Raw genomic sequence first — 18423 nt, 5'->3', positions numbered from 1 at the left:
AACCGTCCGCGGCGGACGGCACGGTCGGCGCGGTCGGCACGGTCGGGACTGGAGGCGGAAGTCCGGGTCGGGGGCCGGGCCCACCGGCTGCGGGTAGCCGTAGGCCGGTGCGCTGGTCGGCTGCGGATAGCCGTACGCGGGCTGCGTGGCCGGCGGCTGCTGCCGCGTCGGCTCGGGACCGGGCGCGGCCGGGGGATACGCCGGGGGGTACCCGTACGCCGGCTGCGCGGGCTGCTGGGGCACCTGCGTGGGCGCCTCCGGCGGCAGCGGCTGGGCCCCGCCCTGCCCGGCGGGCGCCGGGGCCGCCGCACCCTCCTCGGTCTCGGACTCGTCCACCGAGATCCCGAAGTCGGAGGCGAGCCCCTGCAGACCGTTCGAGTAGCCCTCGCCGAGCGCCCGGAACTTCCAGCCCTCACCGCGCCGGTAGAGTTCGCCGCAGATCAGGGCGGTCTCCTCACCGGTCTCCGGCTTGATGTCGAAGTACGCCAGCGGCTCCGCGTCCCCGCTCGCGGCGTCGAAGACGAGGATGCGCAGGGACTGCACCCGGTCGAAGGTGACCCCGTCCGCCGAGGCCACCAGGAGGACCCGGCCCACACCGTCCTCGACGCCCGCCAGGTCCGCCTGGATCGTGTCGGTGAGGCCCTCGGCGAGGCCGTCGTTCACACGCTTCTTGCCGAGCCGCCAGACCTTGCCCGAAGGGTGCCGGGGCTGGTTGTAGAAGACGAAGTCCTCGTCGGAGCGCACCCGGCCGTCGGGGCCGAGGAGGAGCGCGGAGGCGTCCACGTCGGGCAGGCCCCGCCCCGGCGTCCAGCGCAGCACGGCGCGCACCGACGTGGCGTCCAGCGGGACGTTCGACCCCTTCAGCATGGCGTGCGTCATGCGGTCATCCTGCCCTCTCGGTCCTGGTCACGACAACGCGGGGGTACGGGCCCGTTCGGCTTGGTGTGCGAACGGGCGGGCACAATGATGTTTGTCTGCGTTACCTGAATTTCATGCCCGATGGGAACCCTTGACACGGATCTCTACGTACTATTACCGGCCACATATCGTCAGGCCGCACAGCCGCCCCGGGGGTAACTCATGCAACATTTCGGGCATCTGGCCCCTGAGGTGCGGCAGCGCCTCTTCTTCCAGGAGCCGTGCGACTTCACCGCGGACTCCGCTCCCCGGGTGCTCGCCGCCGCTCTCGGAGCCACCCTCTACTCGCCCGCGACCAGGCAGAAGCTGGCCGACGACATCGTGAAGCAGGCCGGCCGCGGAGTCGTCTCGATGGTCCTGTGCCTGGAGGACTCGATCGGTGACGAGGACGTCGCCGGCGCCGAGGAGAACCTCGTCCGCCAGTTCGCGGATCTGGCCGGCCGCGGCCTCGGGGCCGAGCTGCCCCTGCTCTTCGTGCGGGTCAGGACGCCGGAGCAGATCCCCGACCTCGTCCGGCGCCTCGGCGCCTCCGTGCGGCTGCTGTCCGGATTCGTACTCCCGAAGTTCACCGAGGAACGGGGGGTGCCGTTCCTGGAGGCGCTCACCGAGGCCGAGAGCGCGGGCGGACGGCGGCTCTTCGCCATGCCCGTCCTCGAATCGCCCGAACTGCTGTACCGCGAGTCGAGGGCCGAGACCCTCGCCGGGATCTTCCGCGCCGTCGACAAGTACCGCGACCGCGTGCTCGCGCTGCGGCTCGGCGTCACCGACTTCTGCTCCGCGTACGGGCTGCGCAGGGCGCCCGACATGACCGCGTACGACGTCCAGATAGTGGCGTCCGTGATAGCCGACGTGGTGAACGTCCTCGGACGGGCCGACGGCACCGGCTTCATCGTGACCGGGCCCGTGTGGGAGTACTTCCGCGTCCAGGAGCGCATGTTCAAGCCGCAGCTGCGGCGCAGTCCCTTCCACCCGGAGGCGGACGCCCTGCGCGCCAGCCTGATCGAGCACGACATGGACGGCCTGCTGCGCGAGATCGCCCTCGACCGGGCCAACGGACTCCAGGGCAAGACCTGCATCCACCCCTCGCACGTCCTGCCCGTGCACGCCCTGTCGGTGGTCAGCCACGAGGAGTTCAGCGACGCGCAGGACATCCTGCGGCCCGAGCGGGGCGGCGGGGGCGTGCTGCGGTCCGCGTACACGAACAAGATGAACGAGGTGAAGCCGCACCGCGCCTGGGCGGAGCGCACCCTCCAGCGCGCCGAGGTCTTCGGCGTCACCCATGAGGACATCGGCTTCGTGGAGCTGCTGGCCGCCGGAATCCCCGGCTGAGACACAAGGAAGCCATGAACAAGGTCGTGAACGACGGGTCCGGCGTCTGGTCCGCGACGGGCTTCCGCCCCGGCGCCGGGGCGGCGGACCGGACCGGTGCGCCCGGCGCGCCCGGTGGGCCCGCGGACGGCGGACCCGCCGGTGAGGTCTGGTCCGGGAGCTGGGTCGCCGGACGGCTCGGCGTCGAACTCGTCGGGGACGAGGGGCTCGGGGAGCTGCTGGGGCTCGCGCTGCGGCGCAACCCGAGGCGCGCGCACCTGCTCGTGTCGAACGTGCTCGGCAAGCACGTGCCGCAGTCGCCCGCCGTCGTGTACGGGTACGGGTTCGCGCTCGGGCTGCGCGTGCGCGACCTCCTCGGCGAGCGGGAGGCGGCCCGGGCCGTCGTCCTCGGGTACGCCGAGACCGCCACCGGGCTCGGGCACTCGGTCGCGGACGGCGTGGGCCTGGCGCCCTGCCTCCACTCGACCCGGCGCCCGGTCGAGGGCGTCGCGACGGCCGGCGGCTTCGAGGAGTCCCACTCGCACGCCACCTCGCACCTGCTGCTCCCGGAGGACCCGGACCTGCTCGCCGGCGACGGCCCGCTGGTCCTGGTCGACGACGAGTTCTCCACCGGCAACACGGTCCTCAACACCATCCGCGACCTGCACGCACGTCATCCGCGCGACCGGTACGTCGTCGTCGCGCTGGTCGACATGCGCTCGGCCGCCGACCTCGGCCGGCTGACGGACTTCGCCCGCGAGATCGGGGCGACCGTGGACCTGGTGACGGCCGCCTCCGGCACGGTGCGGCTCCCTGAGGGCGTCCTGGAGAAGGGCCAGGCGCTGGTCGCCGAGCACGAGGCGGCGCACGAGGCCGCTCTGCAGGCGGCTCGGCAGGCGTCTCAGCAGTCGGTCCAGGAGCCGGCTCAGGAATCGGCTCACGGGGGAGTGGCCGCCGCTCCCGCATCGCTCCCGGAGCCCGGCACGGTCACCCGCGTCGACCTCGGCTGGCCGCAGGGCCTCGCCGACGGCGGCCGGCACGGCTTCACCCCCGGGCACCGCGCCCGCCTGGAGGCCGCGCTGCCCGCGATGGCGGCCCGGATATCCGGGGCGCTCCCGCCGCACGCCCGGCGCGGCCGCGTCCTCGTCCTCGGCTTCGAGGAGCTGATGTACGCGCCGCTGCGGCTCGGGGTCGCGCTGGAGAAGCTGACCGACGCCGAGGTCCGCTACTCCACGACCACCCGCTCACCCGTGCTGGCCGTCGACGACCCCGGCTACGCGATCCGCACCCGGCTCGTCTTCCCCGCCCACGACGACCCGGCCGACGGCCCCGGCGAGCGGTACGCCTACAACGTCGCGGGCGCCGGCTTCGACGCGGTCGTCGCGGTGGTCGACTCCGCCGCCGACACCCCCGAACTGCACGCTCCCGACGGCCTGCTGGCGCAGCTCGCCGCGCACACGCGCAGCGTGCTGCTCGCCGTCGTCCCCTCCTACGTACCCGAATCCGTACCCGCGTCCGGATCCGGACCCGCGTCCGCTGAAAGGCCCTCGATGCTGCCCGAGCCCCTGCGTGGCCCCGACTTCTCCTCGTACGCGCCGGACGAGGTCGGATGGCTGCTGCAGGACCTCTCGGACACCCGCCTGGAGGCGCCGACCGAGGAGCGCGAGGAGGCCATCCAGAGCGGCGGCGCCCACTACGCGGAGTCGCTGCCGGTGGAGTACCAGCCGAGCCCGCAGTACCAGGAGCTGTTCCGCAGCGCGCTCGCCGAGTCGGCCGCCCGCATCGCGGTCGCCGTCGGCGCCGTCACCGAGACCGTGCTCGCGGAGCGTTCGCCGCGTCCCGTGCTCGTCTCCCTGGCCCGCGCCGGCACCCCCGTCGGCGTCCTGATGCGCCGCTGGGCCCGGCACCGCCACGGCCTGGATGTGCCGCACTACGCCGTCTCCATCGTGCGCGGCCGCGGCATCGACGCCAACGCGCTGCGGTGGCTGGCCGCCCACCACGACCCGGCCGACGTCGTCTTCGTCGACGGCTGGACCGGCAAGGGCGCCATCACCCGCGAACTCGCCGAGGCACTGCGGGAGTTCGAGGAGTCCGACGGCATCGGCGGCTTCGACCCGGAGATCGCGGTCCTCGCCGACCCCGGCTCCTGCGTGCGCACGTACGGCACCCGCGAGGACTTCCTCATCCCGTCCGCCTGCCTCAACTCCACCGTCTCCGGGCTCGTCTCGCGCACGGTGCTCCGCGCCGACCTGGTGGGGGAGCACGACTACCACGGGGCGAAGTTCTACCGCGAACTCGCCGGCGCGGACGTCTCCACCGACTTCCTGGACGCGATCTCCGCGCGCTTCGACGAGGCCGGCGACGCGGTGGACGCCCGGGTCAAGGAGCTGCTCTCCGCCGACCGCACCCCGACCTGGGAGGGCTGGGCGGCCGTCGAGCGCATCAGCGAGGAGTACGGCATCCACGACGTGAACCTCGTCAAGCCGGGCGTCGGCGAGACGACCCGGGTGCTGCTGCGCCGCGTCCCCTGGAAGATCCTCGCGCGCGCCGGGGCGGGCGCCGACCTCGACCACGTGCGCCTGCTCGCCGAGCAGCGGGGCGTACCCGTCGAGGAGGTCGCGGATCTCCCGTACACCTGCGTCGGCCTGATCCACCCCCGGTACACGCGCGGCGCGACCGGTGCCGACGGCCGGGCGGTGGCGGTCTGATGTCCGCTCCCACCGCGCGGGTGCTGGTCGCCAGCGACCTCGACCGCACGCTGATCTACTCCGCCAACGCGCTCGCGCTCACCGGGCCCGACGCCGAGGCGCCGCGGCTGCTGTGCGTCGAGGTGTACGGCAGCAAGCCGCTGTCGTACGTCACCGAGACCGCGGCCGGGCTGCTCACCGAGCTGGCCGGGGTGGCGGACCTCGTCCCGACCACGACCCGTACCCGTGAGCAGTACCACCGCATCCGGCTCCCCGGCCCGCCCGCGCGCTACGCGATCTGCGCCAACGGCGGGCACCTCCTCGTCGACGGCGTCTCCGACCCCGAGTGGCGGGCCCGGGTGGCGGCGCGCCTGGCGGACGAGTGCGCTCCGCTGGAGGAGGTGCGCGCGCACATGGCGGCCGTCGCGGACCCGGCCTGGGTGCTCAAGCAGCGCGTCGCCGAGGACTTGTTCGTGTACTTCGTCGTCGAGCGCGACCTGCTCCCCGGCGAGTGGGTCAAGGAGCTGGCCGTCTGGGCGGACCTGCGCGGCTGGACCGTCTCCGTGCAGGGCCGCAAGATCTACGCCGTGCCGAAGCCGCTCACCAAGAGCGCCGCGATGCGTGAGGTCGCCCGCCGTACGGGCGCGACGCTCACCCTCGCGGCCGGCGACTCCCTCCTCGACGCCGACCTGCTGCTGGCCGCGGACCGCGGCTGGCGCCCGGGCCACGGCGRACTGGCCGAGGCGGGATGGACGGCGCCGGGGATCACCGCGCTGCCGGAACGGGGCGTGGTCGCGGGCGAGCGCATCCTGCGGGAGTTCCTGGCCGGGGTCCGGGCGGGCTGACCGCCAGGGCTGGACGCCCGGGAGGGCGGGGCGACCGGGCGGCCGGCGAAGCGGTGCTCAGCTGCGGGAAGCGTGCCGGTCGTCGTCGGCTGCCCCGGACTCCGCTCCCTGCTCCGGCCGCTGTCCGCGCCGCCGGGTGCCGCGCCCGCGCCGGAACAGGCGCAGGCCGACGAAGGCCAGCAGGGCGAGGACCGCGACGACCAGGACGACCTTCGAGTACGCCGTCACATAGGTGGTGACGTCGGCCCACCGCTCGCCGAGCAGGTAGCCGGCGAGGACGAAGACGGTGTTCCAGATGGCGCTGCCCAGCGTGGTCAGGCCGAGGAAGACGGGCAGCGGCATCCGTTCGACGCCCGCGGGCACCGAGATCAGGCTGCGGAAGATGGGGATCATCCGCCCGAAGAACACGGCCTTGGTGCCGTGCCGGTTGAACCACGCCTCGGTCTTCTCGATGTCCGACACCTTGACCAGCGGCAGCCGTTCGGCGATGGCCACCGTACGGTCGCGGCCGAGCAGCGCCCCGACCCCGTACAGCGCGAGCGCGCCGATGACCGAACCGGCCGTCGTCCACAGCAGCGCGGCGTACAGGTTCATCTGCCCGGTGCTCGCCGCGAACCCCGCCAGCGGCAGGATCACCTCGCTCGGCAGGGGTGGGAAGAGGTTCTCCAGGGCGATGGCGATGCCCGCGCCCGGGGCGCCGAGCGTGTCCATCAGGCCGTTGATCCACTGCGGTGCGCTGGTGTCGGTCACCCGTCCGACGCTAGAGAACCGAAGCTGAAGCCAGACTGAAGCCGGGTGCGGGGTCAGCCGCAGCAGCCCCCGCCGCAGCAGCCGCCACCCCCGCCGCCGCCACCGGCGCGGGGCGCGGGCGCGGACGGCGCGGCGGAACCGCCGACCGCCACCGTCGACAGCAGCTTCACCGTGTCGTCGTGACCGGCGGGGCAGGCCGCGGGTGCGGACGACTCGGCCATCGGACGGCTCTTCTCGAAGGTGTCTCCGCAGGKGCGGCAGCGGTACTCGTAGCGAGGCATGCGCCCAGGTTAGCGGGCACGACGGCCCTCTCCCAGAGGCGCTGGGGCGGACCGGACCCCACCGTGCCCGGACCCGGATGCGGAACCAGGTTCAGACGCAGGTTCAGACCCGGGTTCAGACCCAGGTGTCGAGCCACATCCTGGCGCGCCAGTCCGCGTACGGGATCGTCTGTCCGGTGTAGAGGGAGAGGAACCAGACGAAGTTCCAGACGATGAGCAGGACGATCGTGCCCACGGCCACCGGGCGCCAGGTGCGGCGCGCGGCGTCCGTTCCCGGCGGGCCCAGCAGGGCCCCCAGGGCCATCGCCACGGCCAGGCACACGTACGGCACGAAGACGACCGCGTAGAAGGAGAAGATCGTGCGGTCCTGGTAGAGGAACCAGGGGAGGTACCCGGCGCCCACCGCGCAGAGGACGGCGCCGGCGCGCCAGTCGCGGCGCAGGGCCCACCGGTACAGCAGGTACACGAGGGCGGCGCACGCGGTCCACCACAGGAGCGGCGTTCCCAGGGCGAGGACCGTCTCGGAGCAGTCGGCCGTGGTGCGGCAGCCGCCCGTTCCGCCTTCCGGGGACTCGTAGTGGAACAGCACGGGGCGCCCGAGCGGCAGCCAGCTCCAGGGGTTCGACTCGTACGTGTGCGGGCTGTGGAGCCCCACGTTGAACCGGTACACCGCGGCCTCATAGTGCCACAGGCTGCGCAGCGGGGCCGGGATCCACGACCAGGTGCCGCCGCGGCCGTCGGCCCAGTGCCGCCCGTAGCCGCGGTCGGAGAGGAACCAGCCGGTCCAGGCCGCCAGGTACGTCAGGAGGGCGACCGGTACGAGGGACAGCACCGACCGGCAGGCGTCCTTGCGCAGCACCGCGCGCCAGGGGTGGCGGGCCCCGGCCACGCGGCGGGACCCGACGTCCCACAGCAGGGAGAGGAGCACGAAGGCGACGAGGAAGTACAGGCCGTTCCACTTGGTCGAGGCCGCCAGCCCCAGGCAGACACCGGCCGCGAGGCGCCAAGGGCGTACCGAGGTCCCCGCGGTGTCCGCGGTCCGCCCGTCCGGGAGCGCCCGGCCGTGCCCGTCGGTCGGCAGGGCGGCGGCGAGCCGGGCCCGCGCGTGGTCGCGGTCGAGGAGCAGGCAGCCGAACGCCGCCAGGACGAAGAACATGACGACGAGGTCGAGCAGGGCGGTGCGGCTCATCACCAGGTGCAGGCCGTCCACCGCCATCAGCGTGCCGGCCAGGCACCCCAGCAGCGTCGAGCGGAAGAGGCGGCGGCCGATGCGGCACAGCATCAGCACCGACAGCGTGCCGAGGAGCGCCGTCATGAAGCGCCAGCCGAACGGGTCCAGGCCGAACATCCACTCCCCGGCGGCGATCACCCACTTGCCCGTCGGCGGATGCGCGACGAAGGCTCCGTCGCCGGAGAGCGGGACCACCGGGGAAGGGGCCAGGATCTGCGGGTCGGCGACCTCGCCGTCCGGCCAGGTGCCCTCGTAGCCGAACCGCAGCAGCGACCAGGCGTCCTTGGCGTAGTACGTCTCGTCGAACACGACCGCCCGCGGACTGCCCAATTGCCGGAACCGCAGCCACGCGGCCAGGAGCGTCACCAGCAGGGGGCCGCCCCACGGGGACCGGCGGGCCAGCCGTCCGGCCCACGCGGGGGAGAGGCCGAGCACGCGCCACACCCGGGTCCCGGGTACGGGGAACGGCGCGACCAGGCGATCGCGCAGAGGGACGTGCGGCGGACCGACGTACCCGAAGCGGCGCAGCCGCTGCTCCCAGGGGACCGGCGCGGAGTGCGCGGCGGTGTCCGGCCGGCCGGCGGACGCGACCTCGTGGCCACGCCTCACGTACTGCTGGCCGTGGGGAGCGCCGGGACCGTTTCCGCGGAGACGACGGGACGGGGTGCGGGCGCGGTGGGCGCGCCCTGCGCGAGGGAGTCCGCCAGGAACACCAGGCCGACGCCGGTCGCGGCGACCGTCAGCGCGGAGGTGGCGGCGATCCAGACCGTCCGGGTGCGCTGCCGGGCGCGGACAGCGGCGCGCAGGCGGCGGCGGTGCCGTTCCTCGAAGGGGCTGTCCTGCCGGCTCTCACGCATGAGGCGTGACAGCTCCCGCTCGAAGCGTTCCACGTGATCCACGGCTCCTTCTCCTCCCGGCTTCTTCATTCGGCTCCTCCGCCCGGCTTCCTCACTCGACCGGCTCGACGGACTCGACGGACTCGACGGACTCGGCGAGGAGCCTGCGCAGGTGGGCGACGCCGCGTGCGGTGAGGGAGCGGGCGGTCCCCAGCGGGCACCCCAGCACCTCCGCCACCTGCCGCTCCGGCAGATCCTGGTAGTAGCGCAGCACCACCGCGGCCCGCTGCCGCGCCGGGAGCGACGCCAACGCGCCCTCCAGCCGCGTCCGTTCGTCCACGGCCGCGGTCCCGTCGCCCACCTGGGGCGGTTCGGGCAGCCTGTCCGTGGGCTGCTCCCCCCACCAGCGGCGCCGTGCCGAACGGGCCGCGGCGCGGACCAGGATCTGCCGCACGTACGCACGGGGCGCCTGCCCGGCCACCTTCGGCCAGGCGAACCACAGCTTGACGAGGGCCTCCTGGAGCAGGTCCTCGGCCCGGTGCCGGTCCCCGCCCGTGAGCAGCCGTGCCAGGTGCAGCAGCCCCGGCCACTGGGCCACCACGAACCGGTCGAACTCATCAGCCCGCAMCCCCGCCATCGGTGCCGMCCCTTGCCTCCCCGCCGCACACGCCCCGGCCTCCGTCGCCCTGCGGACACGCCCCTGTGCGAGGGCTCGTACGAGCGCCTCCGTGAGGGAACAAGGCACCGGCCCCCGCCCCGCTATGCACTCTCCCCCTGTGATGCGCGTCACTCACATGAGGGCGCGGGACCGTGGAGCCGTGCCGGGCGCGGTCGGGTCAGGGCGCGCCGAGCCCGTTCAGCAGGGTGTCGACGACGACGTCCGCCGCCTGGCCGGCGCTCAGTGCGGGCAGTTGCCGGGACACCAGGTGCATGAGCTGGGGAAGCAGGGCGCCGGCCCATCCCTGCGGCAAGCCGGGGCGCAGGAGGCCCTCGTCGGTGGCCCTGCGCAGGAAGGCGTCGACCTCGCGCACCGATGTGTCGCGGCGGGCGCGGATGCCGTCGTCGGCGAGCATGTGGGTGAGGTCGACGGGCCAGGTGCGGTTGACGGCGATGATGTTCTCGACGTAGCGGTGCAGGGCGACGGCCACCGGTGCCTCACGCAGCCGTGCGTCCTCGATGGCGTGCTCGATCGCCGTGAGGCGTGCCGCGTGGATGGCTGCGAGCAGGTCCTCGCGGGAGGCGAAGCGCCGGTAGACGGTGCGCCGGTCCACACCCGCCTCGGCGGCGATGCTCGCGATGCTGGCACCGGGGTCGGCGGCGAGCATCCGCGCCCCGGTGGTCAGGACGGCTTCCATGTTGCGCGCTGCGTCGGCTCTCACCGCGGCGAGTGTAGCCGCCGAACGTGGCACCTTGTCCCTATACCGCCGCTCGGGAGCGGCTCACAGCCCGACAAGCACGACACCGGTGTGGCGGCTGGGGACCGGCGCTCCGTCTAGGCGGCGCGGTCGACGTCGACCACGGCCCGGGCGAAGGCGGCGGGTGCCTCCTGGGGCAGGTTGTGGCCCACGTCCGCGAGGGTGCGGTGCTCGTACGGGCCGGTGAAGCGGTCGCGGTACGCCGCACCGTCGCCGGGTGCGGTGAAGGGGTCGAGGGCGGCGTCGAGGGTCAGGGTGGGGACGCCGACGGTGGGCCGGGCGGCGAGCCGCTCCTCGTAGCGGTCGTAACGCCGCAGGCCCTCGACCAGGCCGATGCGCCAGCGGTAGTTGAAGAGGACGACGGCGGCGTGGTCGGGGTTGTCGAAGGCCTCGGCGGTCCGCCGGAACGTGGCGTCGTCGAAGGCCCAGTTGGGCGAGACCAGCGTCCACACGTAGCGGCACAGTGCGAGGCGCCCGGCGGCGTCCTCCATCGTCTTCCTGCCGCGTTCGGTGGCGAAGTACCACTGGTACCACCACGTGTGCTCGACGGCGGGCGGGGCGGGCTCCAGCTGCGCCTTGCGGTCGGTGACGAGGTAACCGCCGGTGGAGACCAGCGCCTTGACGCGTTCGGGCCACAGCGCGGCGATGATGTCGGCGGTGCGCGAGCCCCAGTCGAAACCGGCGAGGACGGCTTTCTCGATCTTGAGCGCGTCCATCAGGGCGACGATGTCCAGCGCGACGGCGGACTGCTCGGCGGTACGGGGCGTGCGGCGCGACAGGAAACGGGTGCTGCCGAACCCGCGCAGGTACGGGACGACGACGCGGTAGCCCAGGTCGGCGAGGAGCGGGGCCACGTCGACGTAGCTGTGGATGTCGTACGGCCAGCCGTGCAGGCAGAGGACCACCGGCCCGTGGGCGGGGCCGGCCTCCGCGTAGCCGATGTCCAGGACGCCCGCCTTGACCTGCTTGATCGCGCCGAAGCGGGTGAGGGTTCCGGGGGACGCGGGGGATGCGGGGGCTGCGGAGGCCGTGGAGGCCGCGGGCGGTGCGGTGGCGTTCGGGGCGCTGCCCGGCCCGTGCGCGGCGGACGCGCTGGTCTGCAGGCCGGACAGCGAGACCGCGGTCGCGCCGGTGCCCAGTCCGAGGGCCTTGCCGAAGGTGCGCCTGTCGATCATGAGAAACCTTCCGTCCCGAAGTTCCTGGCCGGGTGACCCTCGCACGGTGTGCGTCACCTGTCAAAGCGGTGACGCATGGCGGGGTGGTGGCGCCGTGGGTGTGCGATGAGGCGGCAACTGCCTCGCCGTGTGTAGGAAGAAATAGTAAGTGCTACGTTGTTGTGGCGCTTAAAGGCCATGCCTGAGCGCATCGCACAGGAGGCACTCGTGAGGAGAGAGCGCATGATCACCTACGACCGGCTGTTCATCGGGGGCTCCTGGGTCGAGCCGAGCGACGCGGACCTGCTCGACGTCGTCTCGCCGCACGACCGCTCCGTGGTCGGCCGCGCCGCACAGGCGCGACCGGCGGACGTCGACCGGGCGCTCGCCGCGGCCCGGCGGTCCTTCGAGGCGGGCGAATGGRGACTCGCACCGCCGGCCCGCCGCATCGCGCTGCTGAGGCGGTTCAACGCGCTGCGCGAGGAGAACGCGGAGAAGATCGCGGACCTGATCTCGCTGGAGAACGGTTCGGCGTGCTGGTTCACCCGGGCCGGCCAGCCCGGTCTCACGCGGCAGGCCAACGCCTATCTGAAGGCGGCGGAGGAGTTCGGCTGGGAGGAGGCGCTCACGCCCTCCGACCCCGCCTCCCCGGTGCGCAGCCTGGTGCGCCGCGAGGCGATCGGCGTCGTGGCCGCGGTGATCCCGTGGAACTCGCCCTTCTCCTCGGCCACCGCGAAGATCATTCCGGCCCTGCTCGCCGGCAACTCCGTGGTCCTCAAGGTGTCCCCGGAGAACTCGTTGAGCATGGGCTTCCTGGCCGGGCTGCTGGAGCGGGTGGGGCTGCCCGAGGGCGTGGTCAGCGTGCTGCCCGCGGACCGGGAGGTCAGCGAGTACCTGGTGTCGCACGAGGAGGTCGACAAGATCGCCTTCACCGGCTCGACGCGGGCCGGCCGCCGCATCGCCGAGATCGCCGGCCGGCAGCTCAAGCGGGTCAGCCTGGAGCTGGGCGGCAAGTCCGCCGCGATCATCCTGCCCGACGCCGACATCCGTACGGCCGTCGCCGGGACGAAGTTCGCCTCCCTGCTCAACAACGGCGAGTCCTGCATCGCCCAGACCCGGATCCTGGCGCCGCGCAGCCGGTACGAAGAGGTCGTGGCCGCGCTGAAGGAGCTGGTGGAGTCGTTGAAGGTCGGCGACCCGGGCGACCCCGACACCTTCATCGGCCCGATGATCCGCCCCGACCAGCAGGAGCGGGTGCGCGACTACATCCGGATCGGCATCGAGGAGGGGGCCCGCCTGGTCACCGGCGGACCGCAGGTCCCGGAGGGGCTGGAGAAGGGCAACTACGTCACGCCCACCGTCTTCGCCGACGTGGACAACTCCATGCGGATCGCGCGGGAGGAGGTCTTCGGCCCGGTCCTGGTGGTGATTCCCTACGACAGCGAGGACGACGCGGTCCGGATCGCCGACGACTCCGAGTACGGCCTCTCCGGCGGTGTCTGGTCCTCAGACGAGGAGCACGCGCTGGCCGTCGCCCGCCGGCTCCGCACCGGCACCGTCACCGTCAACGGCGCCTCCGTCGCCTTCGACGGCCCGTTCGGCGGCTTCAAGGCGAGCGGCATCGGCCGCGAGTACGGCGCGGTCGGCCTCGGCACGTACACCGAGTACAAGACGATCACGGTCTGACGCCGGTCGGTCGGCTGGCTGGCTGGCTGGTTGGTCGGCCGGTTGGTCGGTGGGAGGCGCCCGGTCGGCGAGAGGTGCACGGTCGGCCGGAGGTGCCCGTTCGGCCGGAGGTGCCCGGTCTGCCGGAGGGTTGTCGGTCAGGGGGAGGACGTCGCGGGCGCCGTCCTCTTCCGTGCGCGGTACGCGGCGGCCTTGATCTTGTTGCCGCAGGACTCCATGCCGCACCACTGGCGCCGCATGCCCCGGGAGCGGTCGATGTAGACCCGGGTGCACTCGGGGTTGCCGCACTCCTTCATCAGGGGGACGTCGGGGCCCGCGAGCAGCTCGACCGCCTGCCGGGCGACGGTGGCCAGCGCCTGTCCGGGCGTCGCCTCGGTGTGCCGCCCGCCCGGGGTGAGCTGCGGCGTGGCGGGCGTGCCGCGCGCGGCGCCGTTGACCACGGCGAGCGCCTCGCGGTCGAACTCCTCGTCCAGGCGGCGGTCGGTGACGAGCCGGTAGAGGGCCTCGCGCACCGTGATCGCCGCGTGGACGTCGTCCTCCGTGCCGGGGGTGAGCGTGTCCACGAGCCCGGACTCCAGGTACCAGGCGTCGAGCCGCTGCGGCGTCGCGAACATCTCGAACCGGGTCGAGCGCCGGGCGCGCAGGGTGGCCGCGAAGTCGAGGGCCGGATTCCCGCATACGAAGACATGGTCGAGGTTCACATCACCATCCTGGCAGGTGACGATTGAGCTGTCCAAGGACAGCCACCGTTCCCGACTCCTGACGGCCCGGGCCCGGGCCGATGCCGTGGCGACGGTACGGGCCTGGGCCGACGCCGTGACGACGGTACGGGCCCGGGCCGACGCCACGGCCCAGCCCCGTACCGTCGTCCCCGCCTCACCCGGCCGTTTCCAGGCGGATCTCGCGGCCTCCCCACCTCCGGCGCAGCCAGCGGTCGTGGGTGGCGACGACGATCGCGCCCGGACCGGAGCCCAGCGCCTCCTCCAGCTCGTCGCACAGGCGCGGCGAGAGGTGGTTGGTGGGCTCGTCGAGCAGCAGGAGCTGGGGCGGGCGGGCCACCAGCAGGGCCAGCGCCAGCCGTCGCCGCTGCCCCACGGACAGCTGCCCGACCGGCCGGTCCAGGCTCTCCTCGTGCAGGAGGCCGAGGGAGACCAGGGGCACCTTCTCCGCGCGCGCCGGGCCCAGCGACAGCTCGTAGGTGTCCCGGACCGTGCGGTCGGGCCGTTCGAACGCGGTGTCCTGGGTGAGCAGCCCCACCGTCAGCCCGGGCAGCCGGTGCACCTCGCCCCCGGCCGGGAGGCGTCCGGCGAGCACGGCGAGCAGGGTCGACTTGCCGGTGCCGTTGCCGCCCGTGACCAGCAGCCGGTCCGTCGCCGCCACCTCCAGTGCGTCCAGCGAGAGCCGGCCCGGCACCCGGACGTCCCGCAGGGAGACCAGGGGCCGCGGGTCCTCGCCGATGTCGCCGATGCCGCCGACGTCGCCGACGCGTACGGCCAGGTCCCCGGCCGCGAACCGCAGCGGACGGGGCGGCTCTGCGACCTGGGTCCGCGCCAGTTCCTCCCACCGCCGCGTGGCGTTGCGGACCCGGCGCGAGATCTGGCTCTGCACACGGCCGCCGCGATGGCCGTAGCCCATCTTCTCGTTGTCGCGGGGCCCCCGGTCGGGGGCGACCCGGTGTGCGCTCACGCCCGCCGAGTGACGCAGCTCCGCCAGCTCCTGCTGTTCCTCGGCGTACCGCCGCTCCCAGCGCTCCCGCTCGGCACGCTTCTGCGACAGGTAGGCGCTGTAGTTGCCGCCGTATCGGACCGGGCCGTCCACCGCGGGATCCATGTCGATCACATCGGTGCACACGGCGTCGAGGAACGCCCGGTCGTGGCATGCGGCGACCACCGTCCCGGGCAGACCGGTCAGCTGCTCCTCCAGGAAGGCAGCGGCGCCGTCGTCCAGGTGGTTGGTCGGCTCGTCGAGGAGCAGCGCCGGCGGACGCCGTACGAGCAGCGCGGCCAGGGCCAGCCGGCCGCGCTGCCCGCCGGAGAGCGAGCCGAGCGTACGGTCGTGCCCGAACGCGCCGAGGCCCAGGCCGTCCAGCACGAGGGCCGCGCGCCGGTCGGCGTCCCAGAACTCCCGGTCCTGGGCCTCCTCCAGGCGTCCGCCGTAGGCGTCGAGGAGTTCCCGGTGGCGGGGGGTGCCCTCCGGGGTACGGGCGAGTTCGTCACCGAGCCGGTCCAGTGCGGCGAGGCCGTCGCGGGCGTCGCGCAGCGCTCCGTCCAGCACCGTGGCGACGGTGGCGCCGGCGTCGTACGGCATCTCCTGGTGCAGGAGACCGAGGCCGGGCGGCCGGACGACGCTCCCCGAGTCGGGCGCGTCCACCCCCGCGAGCACCTTCAGAAGGGTGGATTTGCCGACGCCGTTCTCCCCGATGAGACCGATGCGGTGACCGGGGGAGGCGGTCAGGGACACACCGTCGAGGACGCGCCGGCCGCCGAGGACACGGACGAGGTCGTGGGCGAGCAGGGCGGGTTGGGGCATGGGGGACCGTCCAATGTGTTCGACGGCCGGTCCGCCGGTCCGCCGGGCACGGAGCCTCGGACGCGGGAACGACCTCGAACGGATGAGGGGCAGAGACAGACCTCTGCCACAGGCAGACGTGGGAACAGGGGGTACGACGAAACGGACCACCCCGGCAGCGCTCCCGCGCGCCGGCCGATGGCCGTCAGATCCGGATCTCATCCGGAGATGTCGTCTTCACCCGCCACGTCTGCGACTCCTCGATACAGGTCGATGTCCGCGCCAGGCTAACAGCCGTGCCCCTGGCGCTCCGGACCGCCGAGGCGCCGGACCGCCGAGGCGCCGGGACGCCGCGCCGTTCGCCGCGGCAGGCCCGTCGTCAGTGCCTGCGGCTAGGGTCCGGAACGCGCGGCCGGCCGGCCGCAGGGGCGTATCCGGTGTTCCCCGCGGCTCTCCGCACGGCCCGGCACCCGCTTCAGCTGACACGGAAGTTCAGGCGATACGGAAGTTCAGGTGACACGGAAGACCGGCCGGCGCTTCAGGTGACACGGAAGACCGGCCAGCCGATCTCGGTGCGCCACGCAGCGGGATCGCTCGTGTCACGGGGGCCGACGATGTAGACCTCCCGCACCGGCCCGGCCACCGACATCGCGTTCTCCACCACCCAGGTCCCGAGTTCGCCGTACGTGACCTCGATGCCGTCGTGCTCGCCGACGTGGGTGGTGACGGCCAGTTCCGCGGCCGGCAGGGTCGCGGGGTGCACGCGCCCGGTGCGAGGCGGTGCGGCGGTCGGCAGGTAGACGACCGCGTGACCTCGCTCCTGCTCGAAGAGGGCGTTGTCGTAGCTGCCGCCCGGCGGTCCGGTCACGGCGGCCCCGACGGCCGCCTCCAACTCGGCCATCGCGCCCGCGTACCAGGCCGAGATGTCGTGATGCCCGACCACGGCCTCCACCGCCGCGACCGTCCGGGCGGGCTCGGCACGCAGCTCGACGTCGATCGGCGCGGGGTCGGGCTGCAGCAGGCGGCGCAGCGACACGACCGCGGCCCGGGTGCGGTCGAGCACGTCCTCCAGGCGTTGCAGGTGGTCCGTGACCAGGGCCGACCGGACACCGGGGTCGGGGGTCCGCAGAATCCGCTGCACGTCGCTCAGGGGGACGTCGAGCTCGCGGAGCCGGTGGATGACCTGCGCGGTCGGGATCTGGTCGACGCCGTAGTAGCGGTAACCGGTGGTCCCGTCCACCACGGCGGGTTCCAGCAGGGCCGCCTCGTGATACCGGCGCAGGGTCCGCACGCTCAGATGGGTCAGCCGCGAGAACTCCCCGATGGTCAGCATCCCCTCATTCTGAACGCTCCCCCCGGGGGAGAGTCCACCGCTTGACCCTCCCGCGCCGCGAGGTCACACGGTGGCCCCATGACACAGCACACCGACCTCCCGTCCGACCTTCCGCCCGATGTCCCGTCCGATGTCCCGGCCGATCTTCCGTCCGATCTGCTCCCGGCCACCGTGCGCGAGTTCTTCGCCGCCCACGTCGTCCGCGACGCCGACACCGCGTCGTCGTTCCTCGCCGAGGACGCCGTGATTGTCGACCAGGACGAGACCTTCCGCGGCCGGGAGAAGGTCCACGCGTTCCTGCGGGACGCCGGGGCCGAGTTCGCGTACACGACCGAGCAGATCGGCGCTCACCGCGTCGACGACGCCCACTGGGTGGTGACCGTGCGGCTCGAAGGCACCTTCCCGGGAGGCGTCGCCGAGCTCGACTACCGGTTCACGCTGCGGGACGGCCTCATCGCCGAACTCGTCATCGCCAACCACCCGGCCTGACCGGCCCCGTACCACCTCGATCTTCAGTGGAGAGAAAAATGTCTGGTTCGGATCGCGATCGCCTCGACGGTCGCAGGGCGCTGGTCACGGGCGGTTCGAAGGGCTCGGGCAAGGCCGTCGCGGAGAGACTGCGAGAGATGGGTGCCGACGTCTACGTGACGGCACGGACGATGCCCGACGGGTACGAACACCCTGACCGATTCATCGAAGCGGACCTGATGACGGCAGAAGGCACCGACGCCGTGGCCGGTCGCATCGCGGAAGCCGGCGGCACACTCGACATCCTGGTGCACGTCGTCGGAGGGGCGTCGACGCCGTCCGGCGGATTCGCGGTCATCACCGACGACCAGTGGCTCACCGAGCTGAACCTCAACCTCCTGGGAGCGGTGCGGTTGGACCGAGCTCTTCTCCCGGCGATGACCGCGTCCGGGTCGGGCGTGGTGCTGCACTTCACCTCGATCCAGCGTGAACTGCCCCAGCACGACGCGTCCTTGGCCTACGCGGCGGCGAAGGCCGCGCTGCGCACCTACAGCAAGGGACTCGCCAACGAGCTCGCGCCGCGCGGCGTACGGGTCAACGCGATCAGCCCCGGCGGGATCGAGACCGAAGCCTACGAAAGGTTCGTGGACCGGATCGCCGAGGGCAACGGGCTCACCCGTGAAGCGGCCAAGCAGACCATCTACGACTCCCTCGGCGGAGTGCCCCTGGGACGCTTCGCGAACACCGAGGAAATCGCGGACCTGGTCGGGTTCCTCGTCTCGGACCGCGCCTCGGCGATCGTAGGGGCCGAGTACGTGATCGACGGCGGCACCGTCCCGACCGTCTGAGCCGACCGTCTGAGCCGGGCACCGGCTCCGAGCAGCCACGCGCGAACAGCTAGCTCTATCCGACCGCGGAACCCACTCCTTCCGACGGCGCAACCCCCTCCTCCACCCCGGTCGACCACCGCAGGGAGAACACATGACCACGCACATCACGGACC

The 18423-nt window shown here is 73.2% G+C and carries 16 protein-coding genes and 1 pseudogene; 6 read left to right on the top strand and 11 right to left on the bottom strand.

Annotated features, from left to right (window positions below):
- Nucleotides 1–51: 51 nt before the first annotated feature.
- A pseudogene (locus tag FGF04_RS24790) lies at nucleotides 52–879 on the bottom strand (TerD family protein); the annotation flags it as partial.
- Nucleotides 880–1080: 201 nt separating this feature from the next.
- Here FGF04_RS24790 and FGF04_RS24785 point away from each other — a divergent pair.
- The 3 genes from FGF04_RS24785 to FGF04_RS24775 are packed head-to-tail and all read left to right on the top strand — an operon-like array spanning nucleotide 1081 to nucleotide 5758.
- Nucleotides 1081–2247: an HpcH/HpaI aldolase/citrate lyase family protein gene (locus FGF04_RS24785; RefSeq protein ID WP_149513464.1), complete on the top strand. Its 1167-nt coding sequence runs from the start codon at nucleotides 1081–1083 to the stop codon at nucleotides 2245–2247.
- A 14-nt stretch (nucleotides 2248–2261) separates the two neighbouring features.
- Nucleotides 2262–4934, top strand: coding sequence for a phosphoribosyltransferase (locus FGF04_RS24780; protein ID WP_149513463.1), 2673 nt, complete (start codon nucleotides 2262–2264; stop codon nucleotides 4932–4934).
- The gene (locus FGF04_RS24775; RefSeq protein ID WP_149513462.1) at nucleotides 4934–5758 is read left to right on the top strand and encodes an HAD family hydrolase; all 825 of its coding nucleotides are present in this window, start codon (nucleotides 4934–4936) and stop codon (nucleotides 5756–5758) included. The genes FGF04_RS24780 and FGF04_RS24775 overlap by 1 nt, the downstream gene beginning before the upstream one ends.
- A gap of 57 nt (nucleotides 5759–5815) precedes the next feature.
- On the opposite strand, the gene FGF04_RS24770 is transcribed toward FGF04_RS24775, so the two are convergent.
- The 7 genes from FGF04_RS24770 to FGF04_RS24740 form a co-directional block, all read right to left on the bottom strand.
- Nucleotides 5816–6508, bottom strand: a complete 693-nt coding sequence (locus FGF04_RS24770; RefSeq protein WP_235882477.1) for a DedA family protein — start codon at nucleotides 6506–6508, stop codon at nucleotides 5816–5818.
- A gap of 53 nt (nucleotides 6509–6561) precedes the next feature.
- The gene (locus FGF04_RS24765; protein WP_149513461.1) at nucleotides 6562–6789 is read right to left on the bottom strand and encodes an FmdB family zinc ribbon protein; all 228 of its coding nucleotides are present in this window, start codon (nucleotides 6787–6789) and stop codon (nucleotides 6562–6564) included.
- 115 nt (nucleotides 6790–6904) lie between these two features.
- Nucleotides 6905–8629, bottom strand: a complete 1725-nt coding sequence (locus tag FGF04_RS24760) for a dolichyl-phosphate-mannose--protein mannosyltransferase (protein WP_235882476.1) — start codon at nucleotides 8627–8629, stop codon at nucleotides 6905–6907.
- On the bottom strand, nucleotides 8626–8919 hold the full coding sequence (locus FGF04_RS24755) for a hypothetical protein (RefSeq protein WP_149513460.1): 294 nt from the start codon (nucleotides 8917–8919) through the stop codon (nucleotides 8626–8628). Before FGF04_RS24755 ends, FGF04_RS24760 begins: the two co-directional genes overlap by 4 nt.
- A 49-nt stretch (nucleotides 8920–8968) precedes the next feature.
- Complete coding sequence (locus FGF04_RS24750; RefSeq protein WP_149513459.1) at nucleotides 8969–9493, bottom strand: SigE family RNA polymerase sigma factor; 525 nt, start codon at nucleotides 9491–9493, stop codon at nucleotides 8969–8971.
- 199 nt (nucleotides 9494–9692) lie between these two features.
- On the bottom strand, nucleotides 9693–10181 hold the full coding sequence (locus FGF04_RS24745) for a TetR/AcrR family transcriptional regulator (protein ID WP_149513834.1): 489 nt from the start codon (nucleotides 10179–10181) through the stop codon (nucleotides 9693–9695).
- Nucleotides 10182–10348: 167 nt separating this feature from the next.
- Nucleotides 10349–11446 (bottom strand): alpha/beta fold hydrolase, encoded by a 1098-nt coding sequence (locus FGF04_RS24740; protein WP_149513458.1) that lies wholly within the window; start codon nucleotides 11444–11446, stop codon nucleotides 10349–10351.
- 222 nt (nucleotides 11447–11668) lie between these two features.
- On the opposite strand from FGF04_RS24740, the gene FGF04_RS24735 reads away from it, so the two are divergent.
- Nucleotides 11669–13111, top strand: a complete 1443-nt coding sequence (locus tag FGF04_RS24735; protein WP_149513457.1) for an aldehyde dehydrogenase — start codon at nucleotides 11669–11671, stop codon at nucleotides 13109–13111.
- A gap of 137 nt (nucleotides 13112–13248) precedes the next feature.
- Here the strand turns inward: FGF04_RS24735 and FGF04_RS24730 are convergent, their stop codons facing one another.
- From FGF04_RS24730 to FGF04_RS24715, 3 genes are all read right to left on the bottom strand, one after another.
- Nucleotides 13249–13812, bottom strand: coding sequence for a CGNR zinc finger domain-containing protein (locus tag FGF04_RS24730; protein ID WP_149513456.1), 564 nt, complete (start codon nucleotides 13810–13812; stop codon nucleotides 13249–13251).
- Between the two features lie 175 nt (nucleotides 13813–13987).
- Nucleotides 13988–15640 (bottom strand): ABC-F family ATP-binding cassette domain-containing protein, encoded by a 1653-nt coding sequence (locus tag FGF04_RS24725; RefSeq protein WP_149513455.1) that lies wholly within the window; start codon nucleotides 15638–15640, stop codon nucleotides 13988–13990.
- A 517-nt stretch (nucleotides 15641–16157) separates the two neighbouring features.
- Nucleotides 16158–16952, bottom strand: coding sequence for a MerR family transcriptional regulator (locus tag FGF04_RS24715; RefSeq protein ID WP_149513453.1), 795 nt, complete (start codon nucleotides 16950–16952; stop codon nucleotides 16158–16160).
- Nucleotides 16953–17030: 78 nt separating this feature from the next.
- Between FGF04_RS24715 and FGF04_RS24710 the strand changes: the two genes are divergently transcribed.
- Both FGF04_RS24710 and FGF04_RS24705 read left to right on the top strand, forming a co-directional pair.
- Nucleotides 17031–17441 carry a nuclear transport factor 2 family protein gene (locus tag FGF04_RS24710; protein ID WP_235882475.1) on the top strand — a complete coding sequence of 137 codons (411 nt, stop codon included), beginning with the start codon at nucleotides 17031–17033 and terminating at the stop codon, nucleotides 17439–17441.
- Between the two features lie 38 nt (nucleotides 17442–17479).
- Nucleotides 17480–18268 (top strand): SDR family oxidoreductase, encoded by a 789-nt coding sequence (locus tag FGF04_RS24705; RefSeq protein ID WP_149513452.1) that lies wholly within the window; start codon nucleotides 17480–17482, stop codon nucleotides 18266–18268.
- Nucleotides 18269–18423: the final 155 nt, after the last annotated feature.

Origin of the sequence: Streptomyces apricus, assembly GCF_008369065.1 — a bacterium.
GTDB lineage: Bacteria > Actinomycetota > Actinomycetes > Streptomycetales > Streptomycetaceae > Streptomyces > Streptomyces apricus.
Note: the sequence above shows the minus strand (reverse complement) of the source record. Positions and strands in the feature narration are given on the sequence as shown.

What these genes read in the sequence shown, in the direction of transcription:
- FGF04_RS24780 (WP_149513463.1), top strand. Translation starts at nt 2,262, where the DNA reads ATGAACAAGGTCGTGAACGACGGGTCCGGCGTCTGGTCCGCGACGGGC.
- FGF04_RS24785 (WP_149513464.1), top strand. Translation starts at nt 1,081, where the DNA reads ATGCAACATTTCGGGCATCTGGCCCCTGAGGTGCGGCAGCGCCTCTTC.
- FGF04_RS24705 (WP_149513452.1), top strand. Translation starts at nt 17,480, where the DNA reads ATGTCTGGTTCGGATCGCGATCGCCTCGACGGTCGCAGGGCGCTGGTC.
- FGF04_RS24715 (WP_149513453.1), bottom strand. Translation starts at nt 16,952, where the DNA reads ATGCTGACCATCGGGGAGTTCTCGCGGCTGACCCATCTGAGCGTGCGG.
- FGF04_RS24740 (WP_149513458.1), bottom strand. Translation starts at nt 11,446, where the DNA reads ATGATCGACAGGCGCACCTTCGGCAAGGCCCTCGGACTGGGCACCGGC.
- FGF04_RS24710 (WP_235882475.1), top strand. Translation starts at nt 17,031, where the DNA reads ATGACACAGCACACCGACCTCCCGTCCGACCTTCCGCCCGATGTCCCG.
- FGF04_RS24725 (WP_149513455.1), bottom strand. Translation starts at nt 15,640, where the DNA reads ATGCCCCAACCCGCCCTGCTCGCCCACGACCTCGTCCGTGTCCTCGGC.
- FGF04_RS24745 (WP_149513834.1), bottom strand. Translation starts at nt 10,181, where the DNA reads ATGCTCGCCGCCGACCCCGGTGCCAGCATCGCGAGCATCGCCGCCGAG.